Annotated in this window: 9 protein-coding genes; 3 read left to right on the forward strand and 6 right to left on the reverse strand. The window is 64.7% G+C overall.

What is annotated here, in order from left to right; genetic code table 11:
* Window positions 1-81: 81 nt before the first annotated feature.
* Window positions 82-474: a hypothetical protein gene (locus tag GTP69_RS21460; protein ID WP_161056762.1), complete on the reverse strand. Its 393-nt coding sequence runs from the start codon at window positions 472-474 to the stop codon at window positions 82-84.
* A 7-nt stretch (window positions 475-481) separates the two neighbouring features.
* A complete protein-coding gene (locus GTP69_RS21465; RefSeq protein ID WP_161056763.1) occupies window positions 482-1465 on the reverse strand; it encodes a GlxA family transcriptional regulator in 984 nt (327 codons plus the stop codon).
* Between the two features lie 74 nt (window positions 1466-1539).
* Between GTP69_RS21465 and GTP69_RS21470 the strand changes: the two genes are divergently transcribed.
* Window positions 1540-2142 (forward strand): DJ-1/PfpI family protein, encoded by a 603-nt coding sequence (locus tag GTP69_RS21470; protein WP_161056764.1) that lies wholly within the window; start codon window positions 1540-1542, stop codon window positions 2140-2142.
* A gap of 4 nt (window positions 2143-2146) precedes the next feature.
* Here the strand turns inward: GTP69_RS21470 and GTP69_RS21475 are convergent, their stop codons facing one another.
* Window positions 2147-4786, reverse strand: coding sequence for a polysaccharide deacetylase family protein (locus GTP69_RS21475; protein ID WP_161056765.1), 2640 nt, complete (start codon window positions 4784-4786; stop codon window positions 2147-2149).
* A 45-nt stretch (window positions 4787-4831) separates the two neighbouring features.
* Entirely contained in the window at window positions 4832-6079 is a 1248-nt protein-coding gene (locus GTP69_RS21480; RefSeq protein WP_161056766.1) for a cytochrome-c peroxidase, read from the reverse strand.
* Between the two features lie 160 nt (window positions 6080-6239).
* On the opposite strand from GTP69_RS21480, the gene acpA reads away from it, so the two are divergent.
* Entirely contained in the window at window positions 6240-8366 is a 2127-nt protein-coding gene (gene acpA / locus GTP69_RS21485; RefSeq protein WP_371868053.1) for an acid phosphatase, read from the forward strand.
* On the opposite strand, the gene GTP69_RS21490 is transcribed toward acpA, so the two are convergent.
* Window positions 8332-9711, reverse strand: coding sequence for a sensor histidine kinase (locus tag GTP69_RS21490; protein ID WP_161056768.1), 1380 nt, complete (start codon window positions 9709-9711; stop codon window positions 8332-8334). The genes acpA and GTP69_RS21490 overlap by 35 nt on opposite strands.
* A complete protein-coding gene (locus GTP69_RS21495) occupies window positions 9704-10363 on the reverse strand; it encodes a response regulator transcription factor (protein ID WP_161056769.1) in 660 nt (219 codons plus the stop codon). The genes GTP69_RS21490 and GTP69_RS21495 overlap by 8 nt, the downstream gene beginning before the upstream one ends.
* Window positions 10364-10560: 197 nt before the next feature.
* On the opposite strand from GTP69_RS21495, the gene GTP69_RS21500 reads away from it, so the two are divergent.
* Window positions 10561-13392 (forward strand): TonB-dependent receptor, encoded by a 2832-nt coding sequence (locus GTP69_RS21500; protein WP_161056770.1) that lies wholly within the window; start codon window positions 10561-10563, stop codon window positions 13390-13392.
* Window positions 13393-13424: the final 32 nt, after the last annotated feature.

Consider the following 13424-nt stretch of genomic DNA (forward strand, 5'->3'; position numbering starts at 1 on the left):
TTGTCTACGATGGCGAACGGGGGTGGATAAGGCCAGACTTTGCCTCAGTGATGTGACGCGATGATGACCTACGGAAATTTTCTATTGCGCTGCAGCGGACGGATGGCGACGCCACCACAACACCGCCAGGGTGGCGGCCAGCAGCACCAGCGCAAATGCATTCATGACAACGGTGGCGGTGGCGAATCGCAACACCACGCCGAGGCTGACGCCGGCCTTGACGCTCAAGGTCGGGCCGTCGCCATGCGGAAAATAGCTGATCAGCTGCACACTATAATAGAGCACCCCGCCCCACAGGCCGAACCGCGAGCGCCGCAGCGACAGCACGCCAGCCAGGAAACCCAGCAGCGCCACCCCGTGCAGCAGCATGTCGCCGGTCGGCGCCGCCGCGCCCAGCAGGCCCAGGCTGACGGCCAGCGCCAGCCCGCTGTTCAGCAACAATACCCGGGCCAGCCATTTTTCCAGTGCCTGCATCCTGTCCTCATCCAAAGCGCGATTGATAGTCGCTGGGCGCCACGCCCAGCTGCGCGGCAAACGCGCGCCGCAGATTGTACTCGCTGCCGAAGCCGCTCTGGCGGGCGGCGCGCTTGACCGTCATGCCGGCTTGTTCCAGCAAGCCGCAGGCCGCCTCCATGCGCAGCCGCAGCAGCAGTTGCGCCGGCGACAGCCCGGCTTCCTGTTGCAGATGGCGGTGCAGGGTGCGCACCGATACCGCCAGCGCGGCCGCCATCTGCTCGACATCCAGCTGCTGCTGCAAGCGCGGCCGCAGCCAGGCGGTCAGGCGGCCGTGCAAGCCCTGCGGCTCGGCCTGGGCCAGCAATTCCGTGCTGAACTGGCGCTGGCCGCCGGGCCGCTTATAGAACACCACCAGCCGCTTGGCCACCGCCAGCCCGGCGGCACGGCCCTGGTCCTCTTCGACCAGCGCCAGCGCCAGGTCGATGCCGGCGGCGATGCCGGCCGAGGTGTACAGCGCGCCGTCTCTAATATAGATGGCGTCTTCCTGCACGGTGACGGCTGGATATTGCGCTTGCAGCGCGGCGGCGTCCTGCCAGTGGGTGACGGCGCGGCGGCCGTCCAGCAATCCGGCGCGCGCCAGCACGAAGGCGCCGGTGCACACCGAGCAGCAACGCGCCACCTGGTTTGCGGCCTGCCCTACCCAGTCGGTCAGCGCCGCGTCCAGCCCCGGACTGCCGGCCGGACCCAGTTCCAGCCCACGGCCGCCGGCCACGATCAGCGTGCTGCCGGCCAGCTCGGCCGGTTGCGGCAACGGCGCGGCCTGCACGGCGACACCGGCGGTCGATATCACCAGGCCGGGTTCGGCGGCAATCATATTGATTTGATAAGGCGATGGCAGGCCGGCGTCACGCGCCTCGTCATTGGCGGTGGAAAACACCTGGGCGGGGCCGGTGGCGTCCAGCAGCAAAAAGCCGGGGTACACCAGCAGCCAGATCGGGATTGGTTTCATGTTGGCAGATATTCCACCATGGATGTCATTTGTGTCAATCGCCGCCATGCAAACATGGGCTAAAGGAGATCGCCATGACACGCACCGTAGGCATTTACATTTTCGACAACGTGGAAGTATTGGACTTCGCCGGCCCATATGAGGTGTTCACCTGCGCCAGCCGGATGGCGGCCAAGATGGCGCCGGATGCGCCTCTGCCGTTCGCCGTGCGCACCATCGGCGCCAGCCGTGCACCGGTGCGCGCCCGCGCCGGACTGGTCCTGCATCCGGAAACCGCTTTTGCCGATGCTGGCCACATTGACGTATTGGTGGTGCCGGGCGGCGTGGTGGATGCCGAACTGGCGCGGCCGGAAGTCATCGCCTGGATTGCCGCCAGCGCCAGTCGCGCCGAACTGACCGCGTCGGTCTGCACCGGCGCCCTGCTGCTAGCCGAGACTGGCATGCTGGACGGACTGGAAGCCACCACCCATTGGGACGACCTGGACGCGTTGCGCGCGGGTTGGCCCAAGGTCAAGGTCGCGGACGGCCGGCGCTGGATCGACACCGGCCGCGTGGTCACCTCGGCCGGCATCTCGGCCGGCATCGATATGTCGCTGCACCTGGTGGCGCGGCTGGCGGGCCAGGAACTGGCCGAACGCACCGCGCACCTGATGGACTACGACTGGCGCCGCGACTAAGTCGTCACAGCTTTTTCAACTGTTCGCGCGCATAGGTGGCGCTCGGGTGGTTGGGCGCCAGCGCCAGGAAGCTGGTGTACGCCTGCTTGGCTTTCTCGTTGTCGTTCAGGTGCGCGCGGGCGTCGCCGAGATTGAGGTAGGCGATGGCGCGCGAGGTGTCGATCTGCAAGGTGTTTTCAAACCAGCGCGCCGCCTCGGCATATTTCTCCTGCTTGTAATAGACGAAGCCGAGGTTGTTGGCGGCCAGGCCGAAGTCCGGCCGGAATTTCAGCGCCTCGGTGAACGCCGCCTCGGCCTGCGCATACTGCTTCTCTTTATACAATTGCATGCCGCGGTCGTTGGCGCGCTGCGCCAGCTGGCGCGCCGACACATCGACCGGCTTCGGCGCCGCCAGTTTCTGTTCGCCGCCGTTCAGGTTCTTGACCACTACCGCGTTGCCTTCGGCCTGCTGGCTGCGGGCGCTATCGAGCTTGCTGTTGAGCGCGATGGCGTCGGCCGGCAATTGCGTCGACTGCGCACTGAGGAACTCGGCCTCGACCGGCAGCTGGAACACGAACTCGCCGCCCTCCGAACCCGGCAGGCTGCCAAACGCCGGCGTCTGCTGCGACACGCTGGCCACCGCCGGCGCCACATAGGCGGCCAGCTCGGTGGCGGTGATCATGCCGTCACCGTTGAGGTCAGCCTTGCCGTTCAGCGCCTGCAACAAGGTCCAGGTGAACACCGAGTGACCGCCGGGGCCGCCATCGGCCACCAGCTGGTCGGCGCCGCCGGCGGTCAGCATCTGGCGGCCGACGCGGCGCGCGTTGTCGCGCAGGAAGGCTTCGCTGCCGCCGCCGCGCGTCAGGCCCAGGCCGCTATAGCAGGCGTCCATGACGAAAAACACGTGCTTGGCGTTGAGGCTTTCGGCAATATTCTGCAAATCCGTCATCGGAATGGCGTCGACGCTGACCTGCTGCGGATCGGAGTCGGCCGGGATGATGTAGCCGAGGTTGCGGCCGGACGACAGCTGGCGCGTGGCGCCGTGGCCGGCGAAGAACACGAAGATGCGGTCATCCTTCTTCAGCTTGGCTTCGGCCAGCTTGTCGTGGAACAGCGCCAGAATGCTGTTGCGGGTCGCTTCACCGTTGGTCAGCGTGAACACGCGCTCGCCGGCAAAGCCGAAGCGGTTGACCAGCGTGTCGCGGATCGCCTTGGCGTCCTGCACCGCGTATTGCAGCTTGGGCCACTTCTGGTAATCGTTGATGCCGATCACCACCGCGTAACTGTTGGCGTAGCCGGTGCTGATGGCGACCTGCTCCGGCGCCGGCTTGGCGCCCTTGGCGACCTTGAACTCCTGGCCGTCCCAGGCGGCAAAGCTGTAGCCGTCGGCGATCAGCTTGTCCAACACCATCGGCAGCGCCTTGACGCTGCGGTCGTGGATATCGTGGAACAGGATGATGCCGCGCTGCTCCTTGGCCAGCGTACCCAGCACGCGGTTGGCGATCGAGCTCGGCACCGGATCGGCCCAGTCCATCGAATCCACATTCCACATCACCGAGCGCAGGCCCAGCTTGGACAGGATGGCCAGCCCCTCGGCGTTGTGCGCGCCGTACGGGAAGCGGAACAGCGGCGAGCGGCGCTCATCGGCCGCCTTCAGCGCGCTGTCGGTGTTGGCGATTTCGCCGTACAGCTTGTCGCCGCTCTGCTTCGACAGCAGCGCATGGCTGAAGCTGTGGTTGCCCACGGTGTGGCCGGCGTCGATCAGGCGCTTGCTCTCGTTCTTGTAGCGGCCGACGTTCTGGCCGACCTCGAAGAACACGCCCGGCACATTGTATTGCTTGAGGATGGCGGCGATTTCTTCCGTGTACGTGCCATGCGGACCGTCGTCAAAGGTCAGCACCACGGTTTTCGGCGGCAGCGTGTTGCCGAAGATTTCCTTGGCCGGCGCGGCAGCAGAACCAGCGGCCCCGGCAGCGGCGGCCGGCGGCTCCGGATATGGCACGATGACGCCGTAGTCCTTCATGATCTGCTCGCGGGTGTACAGCTTGCGCAGATGGGCGACGTAGTCATCCCACTTCTCGCGCTTGGGCGTGATCGCGCGTGCTTCAAAACGCGAGAAGATATCGCTGATTTCCTTGTCGTACTGCTTCTCGATATCTTCCAGCGCCGCCAGGTCTTCGCTGACGCGCTTGTGCAGCTTGATGGCCGGCAGCGTCTGGTCGGAAGCCGCCAGCTTTTGCAGCGACAGCAGCACTTCGCGGAACGCCAGCCGGTCCGCATCGAACAGGTCGGACGCCGATTCGATATACGACAGCAGCGCATCGTAGGCGGCGTCGCGCTGGGCCGGCGGCAGCGCCTGCGTTTGCGCGAGCAGCGGCTGGATACGGGTTAGGCGTTCCAGGTTTTCATGGAACAGTGACTGACCAACCTGGTTGGCAGCCTTGCGGTCGGCGTCGTTCAGCGTTTTCTCATCGGCCAGCAGCACGATGATCTTGCGGTAATTGGCCAGCAGCGCTTGCAGTTCCGGCTGCAAGGCCGGCACGGCGGCGGCCTGAGCCGATACCGGAGACGCAGCCGGCGCAGCGCCCGGCTTACTGCGCAACACCACGCCGACGGCGGCCAGCGCCGCCACCACGGCGGCGACAATGATTAACTTGGATTTCATGGCAATTCTTTAGAGCAATGGAATCCGCATTCTATGACAAATTTGCTAATTTTTCACTTGATAACCATCATCCAGTGTTTTGAGGAAGGCGACGATGTCGGCGATGTCGCGTTCGTTCAGCATCGGTTTGTCGCCAACTTTGCCGCCGAATGGCGCTTCCATATTGACGTTGGCGTCCATGCCTTCCGGCTGGTCGTCGAACTTGCGGCCCTTGTACCACTTCTTCGGCGCGGTATCGCGGGTGGCGTAGAAGCGCACCACTTCTTCCAGACTGCTGAAGCTGCCGTTGTGGAAATACGCCTTGCGCGTGGCCACATTGCGCAGTGACGGCGTCTTGAAGGCGCCGCAGTATTCCTTGTGGTCCTTGAGGTCAGTGCGGTCCGGCCCGCACAAACCGAGGTCGTAATACGCCGGATCGCCGTTCACCGCCAGCTTGCGGTTGCGCGGCACGCCGATATTAATCAGGCCGTAGTCGGTGAACTGCGGGAACACGCCGCCTTGCGAAATCTGACTGATGTGGCAGGATGCGCAATTGCCCTTGGTCTCATCGTTGAACACGCGCAGGCCGCGCTGCTCTTGCGGGCTCAGCGTGACTTGCTTGCGCAGGTAGGCGTCGTACTTGCTGGTGTAGGGATAGAAATCGGTCGGGCTTTCCTGGAATACTTCCAGCGCCATCAGCGCCCCTTGCAGCGCGGCGTTGGGACGGCTGAAGATATCGTCGCCGAACACCTTGCGGAACTGCGGCGCCAGCGCGCCATCTTTCAGCTTGGCCACCACGGCCGCTTCATCCTTGTTGCCCATCTCGCGCGCCGACAGCAGCGGCCCTAGTGCCTGCTCGTGCGCCGTCTGGGTGCGGCCATCCCAGTTGTGGCCGCCAGTCGGGCCGGCATCGACGCTGTCGTCGCCGTCATCGTCGTGATAGTGCTCGGTAAACGCCGGCACGTTCTGGATATAGCGCAGCGACGGCGTCGCGCGCGTGCCTTCGGTATGGCCGTCCGTACCGCCCAGCTGCACGGCCAGATTGTTGCTGGGGCTGTAGGCATTGGCCGGGCTGTGGCAACTGGCGCAGGCCAGCTTGCCCGACGCCGACAGGCTGGGCTCATTGAACATGGCACGGCCGAGCGCAGTCAGTTCCGGCACGGTCGGGCGGCGGCCCACCGGCGGCGCGTAGGCGGCGCGCGGCGCATCGGCGGCGGCGGCGGTAGTGGCGGAAGGTACGGCGGCATGCTCAGGCGGGGATGGCTGGCACGCGCTCAGCAGTGCAGCCACGGCAACTGTATAAATAATTTTCATGCGCGCAGCCTAGCAAAATGACGTGACAGCTACATGACAGTGAGAGAACGATACAAAACGATACTTTTGCAATTGCCTCATTTCATCGTCCTGACATATTTACTAAATAGCATGAGCCGCTTTCACCCACCACCCTCAAGGCAGAATGATGAAAACAAACTTGAAAACGGCACTGCGCCCTGTGCCGCTGTTGCTGTTGGCTACCGGCATCGGCGCCGGACTGATCGCTTGCGGCAGTTCTTCCGACGGCGATGTGCCGTCCGTGTCCGGCCAGGTGGTCGGCAGCTATTATGAAAACGCCGTGGTCTGCCTGGAAAGCAGCACCAAGCTGACTTGCGACAGCAACTCGGGCACCGTGCGCACCGGCGCCGACGGCTCCTTCAAAGTCACCGGCACCAATAGCGGCGCTTTGCTGGTCACCGTTGGAACCGATGCCATCCGCCACGACGCGCTGGGCGACGCCGGCACCAAGGTCACGCAGAAACTGGTATTCCGCGCACCGAACGGCCATACCGGCATCATCGACGCCATCAGCACCGAGCTGACCGCCATCATGGACGCCAACGGCGGCGACTTCGCCAAAGCCAGCGCTCAACTGGCTGCACGCATCGGCGTGAGCGAATCCAACCTGCTGGCCGACGTCAACAAAGTATCGGGCGACGACCAGGCCAAGCTGAAAACCGAAAACGACACCTTCACCGCTGTCATCGCCGCCGCCGGCACGCAAAGCGCCAACGCCGACGTGGCCAACGCCATCAGCGCCGGCGCCGCGCTGGGCAACATCAAGAACATCGTCGTCATCTACGCGGAAAACCGTGGCTTCGACAATCTGTACGGCCTGTTCCCAGGTGCCAACGGCGTGCCGGGCGTGAACCCGACCTCGACCAGCGCCTATGTGCCGCAGAAAGACATCGACAACAGCACGCTGCCAGTGCTGCCGCCAACCTGGGGCGGCATGACTGCGGCCGGCCAGAGCCTGGTGATCACGCAGGCGCAAACCGCCGGCCTGGCGAACAAGCCATTCCAGATCGACGACGCCAACAGCCCGATTTCGATGCCGCAATCGGTCATCTCGCGCGACCTGGTGCACCGCTTCTATAACAACCAGATGCAAATCAACGGCGGCGCCAACGACAAGTTCGCAGCCTACTCGGACGCTGGCGGCCTGACCATGGGCTACTACGACGGCAGCAAGATGAAGATGTGGGACATCGCCAAGCAATACGCGCTGGCCGACAACCTGTTCATCGGCGCCTTCGGCGGTTCGTTCCTGACCCACCAGTACCTGATCTGCGCCTGCGCGCCACAGTACCCGAACGCCGACACCTCGGTCGCGGCCAGCTCGATCTCCAAGATCGACGTCGACAGCAAAGGCAACTTCGTGCGCCTGACGCCATCGTCGACCTCCCCGGCTAGCGTGCTGAACGGCGCACCGGCCTACGCCAACGACGGCGCCATCACGCCAGCTGATTCGACCGGCATGTTCTACGCGGTCAACACCATGCAGCCGCCGTACCAGCCAAGCAGCAATGCGCCGGCCGGCAGCGACAGCACCCGTCTGTTTGCCGACACCACCAAGTCCACCACCTTGCCACCGCAGACGCAGAAGAACATCGGCGACATGCTGACCAGCAAGAACGTCGACTGGGCCTGGTACTCGGGCGCCTGGGCCAGCAGCACCGCCAACGCCACCTCGGCTAGCCGCGGCGCGTTTGCCAACCCGCCTAACTTCCAGTTCCACCACCAGCCGTTCAACTACTTCGCCAATATGGACCCGGTGAAGAACCCGACCTACCGCGCGGCGCACTTGAAGGACTACGACACCCAGTTCGTGGCTGACGCAGCAGCGGGCACCTTGCCGCCAGTGGCGTTCTACAAACCGCAGGGTAACCTGAACCAGCACGCCGGCTACGCGTCGGTGGCCGATGGCGATGCGCACATTGCCAACGTGATCGCGCAACTGAAGAAGAGCCCGCAGTGGAAGAACATGCTGGTCATCGTCACGTACGATGAAAACGGCGGCTTCTTCGACCACGCTTCGCCACCAAAAGGCGACCGTTGGGGTCCAGGCACCCGCGTACCGGCGATCATTGTGTCGCCATACGTGAAAAAAGGTTCGGTTGACCATACCCAGTATGACTCGGCTTCGATCCTGCGCGCGATTACCCACCGCTTCAACCTGCCGGTACTGGATGGCCTGACGGTGCGCGACAAGGCGCTGGCCGCCAACGGCGCCAAGCCGATGGGCGACTTCAGCGCGGCACTGGCGCTGACGCCTCAGGAGTAATTGCTGCAAACTCGACAGTGACGGTCAGTCCCTGGCCATCACTGTCGAGCGTAATGCGGCCGCCATTGCGCTCGGCGGCCCGCTCGGCGATCGCCAATCCCAGCCCACTGCCGGACTGCTCCTGTCCCGGCACCCGGTAAAACCGCTCAAACACTTTCTGCTGCAACGCCGGCGCAATGCCCGGCCCCTGGTCGCTGATGGTCAGCCGCCCGTCTTCCAGCCGCACCACCACCCGCCCGTTCTCCGGCGAATACTTGACCGCATTGCTGATCAGGTTATCCAGCAGCGCCGCCATGCTTTCCATGTGCACCGCCAGCCGGCACTCCGCCGCCGACTGAAACTCCAGCTCGACGCCACGCTGCAAGCCCAGCGGCGCTGCCGCCGCCAGCCGGCTGCGCACGAATCCGCCCAGTTCGGTCACCGGAAACGGCTCACTGCCCGGCTCGGCCCGCGCCCGCTCGAACGCCAGCAATTGATGGACCATATGCGTGGCCCGCGCCACCCCGTCACGCAAACCCTGCGCCGCCTCCGCACTGCTGGCGCCGGCGCCGGCAGCACTGCGGCTCAGCAGCAAGTGGGCGTTGATCTGGATCGCTGCCAGCGGCGTCTTCAGCTCATGCGCCGCATCGGTCAGGAATTCATGCTCGCGCTCGATGCGCGCGCTCAGCCGCAGCATCAGCCGGTTGATCGCATCCACCAGCGGCGACAGTTCGCGGTACTTGGATTCCGGCAACGCCGTCAGGTCGGACACCGCGCGCGCCTCGATCTGCTCGGCGATCGAACGCAGCGGCCGCAAGCCGATCCCCACGATCAGCCACGCCGGCAGCAACAGCAGGGGCAAACTGAAAATCGTCGACGACAACAGGAAACTGACGCCGGAAAAACTCTGCATCCATTTATCGTCGATTTCGTGGCTGCGCTCGACGATCAGCCCGCTGGCGTCATCGCGCTGCACCGCGCTGACCCAGGCATTGCTGTCGCGCGCGGCGGCACTGCCCGGCGTCGGCAACTGGTCCGGCAGCAGTGGTAACGAGTTGTACAGCAGAGCGCCATGCTGCCAGACCCGCAAACGCACCCGCGAGTGATAGTCCAGATCATGGAACATGGCCAGCCGCACCGCCTCCAGCGCGGCCGCCGCCTGCTGCATGCGCAGCGGCTCGCCGGCGATCTCGCGCAGATGCAGCAGCACCTCGCGCGCGTGGGCGGCGTTTTCGCTGGCGGTGCGCGCGCGCTGGGTGAACTTGGCCTCCACCGCCACATAGGTGAAACCGGCCAGCGCCACCAGCGCGATCACGCCGCTAAAGCCCAGCATCAGGCGGCGGAACAGCGACGACGGCTTATTCATGCGGCCGCTGCGCAAAATAGCCGACGCCGCGCACGGTGCGAATCAGCCGCTCGCCGATTTTCTTGCGCAGGTTGGAGATGTGCACGTCCAGCGTCTGCCCTTCGCTGTACGGCAGCACGCCCTGCTCCAGTTCGGCGCGCGTCAGCACCCGGCCGGAATCCTTGACCAATGCCAGCAGCAAGGCGAACTCGGTGCGCGACAGCGCCAGCGGCACGCCGCCGCGCGTGACCTGCAGGCGCCGCTCGTCGAGCACCAGTTCGCCGAAGCGCCAGCCGCCGTCGTCGGCATTGCCGCTGGCGCGCCGCACGATGGCGCGCAGCCGCACCAGCAGTTCGGGAATCTCGAACGGTTTGATCAGGTAGTCATCGGCGCCGGCGTCGAAGCCGTTGAGGCGATCCTGCAAGCTGTCGCGCGCCGTCATGATCAGCACCGGCACGTTGAGGCCGGCGGTCCGCACCTGCTGCAGCAGCGTGGCGCCGTCGCCGTCCGGCAGGCCGAGGTCGAGCAGCACGGCGTCGAAGTTTTCTTGTTGCAGGCGCGCCAGCACGCCGTCGGCCAGCCGCAGCCATACCACCAGGTGGCCTTCGTCCTGCAACACCGCCAGCAGCGCGCGGCCGATGGCCAGGTCATCTTCAATCATCAGAATGTTCATGGCCCCCAGTTTAGCTGGCTTTGTAGTTTAAGTACGCCAACGTAGGCAAAACGCCACAATCGCTGAAGTATCGGTAAATCAGACACTTGGCGTCCAACCTTCAGGCTTTCTTCAGGTTAGTCTGACGAGATTGTTGACCCTGTTTTAGCGCTGCTACACCATCCATCCTGCAGTTCACAATAAAACAAAGGAGATGTATGACCACCAGCACCCTATTTCGGCTGAGTCCGATGGCGGCCGCCTGCGCGCTGCTGCTAAGCGCCGCCGGCGCCAGCCACGCCCAACAGACCAATGATCCCGCCACGCAGGCGCCGGCCAAGGCCGATGACGATGGCGTCACCAGCGTCACCGTATCCGGCATCCGCCGTGGCGTCGAAGCGGCGATCTCGATCAAGAAAAACTCCAGCTCCATCGTCGAGGCGATTTCCGCAGAAGACATCGGCAAGCTGCCCGACAATACCGTGGCCGAGTCGATCTCGCGCCTGAGCGGCGTGACCACCCAGCGCAACAAGACCAACGGCAAGGCCACCGACGTCAGCGTGCGCGGCCTGTCGCCGAGCTTCAACGGCTCGCTGCTGAACGGCCGCGAACAGGCCTCCACCAGCGACGCCCGCAGCCCCGAGTTCGACCTGTTCCCGTCCGAGCTGACCGGCTCGGTGCTGGTGTACAAGACGCCGGACGCCAGCCTGATGGGCCAGGGCCTGGCCTCGACCATCGACCTGCGCACATTGCGGCCGCTGGACTTCGGCCAGCGCGTGCTGGCCGCGTCGGTACGCAAGGAGCGCATCGGCTTCGACTCCGGTTCCGACCTCGGCTCCGGCCACCGCACCACCTTCAGCTATGTCGACCAGTTTGCCAACCGCACCATCGGCCTGTCGCTGGGCCTGACCCGCTTCAAGGAAGACAACGGCGGCGAGCTGAAATTCGACAGCTGGGGCGGCGGCACCACCGACATGGCCTACAACGGCGGCACCGCCAAGGCGCCGAGCGGCTTCCTGTCCGAAACCTCGCGCCGCAAGAATGACCGCGACGGCGCCGCCATCACGCTGCAATACAAGCCCAACCAGAACTTCCGCTCGACGCTGGACCTGTTCTACTCGCGCGGCGACGAAACCACCAAGAAAACCGGCATCGAAGGCGCCGTGGCCGGCAGTACCGGCCTGTACGATCCGGTGGGCGTGCTCAGCAACGCGGTGGTGGTCAACGGCATCGCCACCAGCGGCACCATCAGCAACTACAAGGGCGACGTCCGCAATCACCTGTACGGCAGCAAGGACAAGCTGACCTCGATCGGCTGGAACAACGAGCTGAAGCTGGACGAGCAATGGCGGGTGGAGGCCGACGTCTCGCACTCGAAGGGCGTCAAGAATATTTCCAACTACGAAACCACGGCCGGCCAGCCGGGCAACACGCCGGCCGCGCAGCTGGCCAGCATCAGCTACACCGGCTTCAACGGCACCAACTTCTCCGACGTCAAGTACACGCCGAGCATCAGCTACGCCGACCGCGCCGTGACGCGGCTGACCGACGTCGACGGCTGGGGCGGCGGACCGAATTCGCCGCAGGCCGGCTACGTGGCGCTGCCGACCATCCAGGACACCGTCAACTCGGCGCGCCTGACCGCCCACCGCGTGCTGGACTGGGGGCCGCTGTCCGACCTGCACTTCGGCGCCAACTTCACCAAGCGCGACAAGTCGCGCACCGGCCAGGAAGGCCGCCTGTCGGTCAAGGGCAGCGACGGTTACGCCAGCGCCGCCGTGCCGGGCACCGAAGTGGCGCCGGCCGGCGCCTCCGGCATCATGGTGGCCTCGTTCGATCCGACCGGCACGCTGGGCTCGATCTACGAGCTGAACCGCTGGGTCGACTCCACCGTGCTGGCGCGCGACTGGACCGTCGGCGAGAAAGTCGCCACCGCCTACGCCATGACCGACCTCGACGGCCGCCTGTGGGCCGTACCGTACACCGGCAACCTCGGCTTCCAGGTGGTCCACACCAAACAGCAGGCCACCGGCAACCAGGTCGACCTGGCCAACTGCACCGGCATCACGGTGGAAACCTGCCCGTACAAGATCCGTACCGACGGCACCAGCTACACCAACGTGCTGCCAAGCCTGAACGTGGCGTTCGACCTCGGCTACGAGCAAAAACTGCGGCTGGGCGCCGGCAAGCAGATCTCGCGCGCCAATCTGGACAATATGAAGGCCGGCCTCGACTTCTCGGTACAGAACGCCACCTCGGTGTCGCCGGCGCTGAGCGGCTTTGCCGGCAACCCGCAGCTGAAGCCCTACCAGGCGCGTTCGCTGGACCTGTCGTATGAAAAATACTTCGGCAAGAAAGGCTACATCAGCGCCGCCGCCTTCTTCAAGAAGCTGGACAACTACATCATCAACGCGCCGATGCAGTTCGACTTCAAGCCCTACACCAGCGCCACCACGCCGCTGCCGACCAGCGGGCCGTTCGCCGGTTCCACCATCGGTTTCCTGACCATGCCGCAGAACGGCCAAGGCGGCAACATGCATGGCTACGAACTGGCGGTCAACCTGCCGTTCTCGCTGGCCACGCAATGGCTGGACGGCTTCGGCGTCGCCGCCAACTACTCGTTCACCGACAGTTCGGTGCGGCTGCCGACCAGCGGCTTCGTCTCGCCGAACAATGCGCCGGTGTTCAATGGCTCGGTCAGCGAGATCGGCCTGCCCGGCTTGTCGAAAAACGTCAGCAGCCTGCGCGTCTACTACGAAAACCACGGCCTGCAACTGGCGTGGGCCGCGCACCGCCGCTCCAGCTTCGTCGGCCAGATCCTGGACTACCGCAGCGACTCGCAGTTCACCTTCATCAAGGGCGAGACCATCGTCGACCTGCAAGCCTCGTACGAGTTCCAGCAAGGCTGGCTGAAAGGCGCGTCGGTCTTCCTGCAAGGGCATAACTGGACCAATACGCCGTTCCAGGAGTACACCACGGATCCTAACCAGATCACCAACAAGGTGGTGTACGGCCGCACCTACACCTTTGGCCTGAACTACAAGTTCTAGGTGTTTTTACCGGATGCCCTGTCTACCGTCCC

The organism is Duganella levis, from assembly GCF_009857605.1.
In the GTDB taxonomy this organism is placed as follows: domain Bacteria; phylum Pseudomonadota; class Gammaproteobacteria; order Burkholderiales; family Burkholderiaceae_D; genus Rugamonas; species Rugamonas levis.

What these genes read in the sequence shown, in the direction of transcription:
- GTP69_RS21470 (WP_161056764.1), top strand. Translation starts at nt 1,540, where the DNA reads ATGACACGCACCGTAGGCATTTACATTTTCGACAACGTGGAAGTATTG.
- GTP69_RS21465 (WP_161056763.1), bottom strand. Translation starts at nt 1,465, where the DNA reads ATGAAACCAATCCCGATCTGGCTGCTGGTGTACCCCGGCTTTTTGCTG.
- GTP69_RS21490 (WP_161056768.1), bottom strand. Translation starts at nt 9,711, where the DNA reads ATGAATAAGCCGTCGTCGCTGTTCCGCCGCCTGATGCTGGGCTTTAGC.
- GTP69_RS21500 (WP_161056770.1), top strand. Translation starts at nt 10,561, where the DNA reads ATGACCACCAGCACCCTATTTCGGCTGAGTCCGATGGCGGCCGCCTGC.
- GTP69_RS21475 (WP_161056765.1), bottom strand. Translation starts at nt 4,786, where the DNA reads ATGAAATCCAAGTTAATCATTGTCGCCGCCGTGGTGGCGGCGCTGGCC.
- GTP69_RS21495 (WP_161056769.1), bottom strand. Translation starts at nt 10,363, where the DNA reads ATGAACATTCTGATGATTGAAGATGACCTGGCCATCGGCCGCGCGCTG.
- GTP69_RS21480 (WP_161056766.1), bottom strand. Translation starts at nt 6,079, where the DNA reads ATGAAAATTATTTATACAGTTGCCGTGGCTGCACTGCTGAGCGCGTGC.
- GTP69_RS21460 (WP_161056762.1), bottom strand. Translation starts at nt 474, where the DNA reads ATGCAGGCACTGGAAAAATGGCTGGCCCGGGTATTGTTGCTGAACAGC.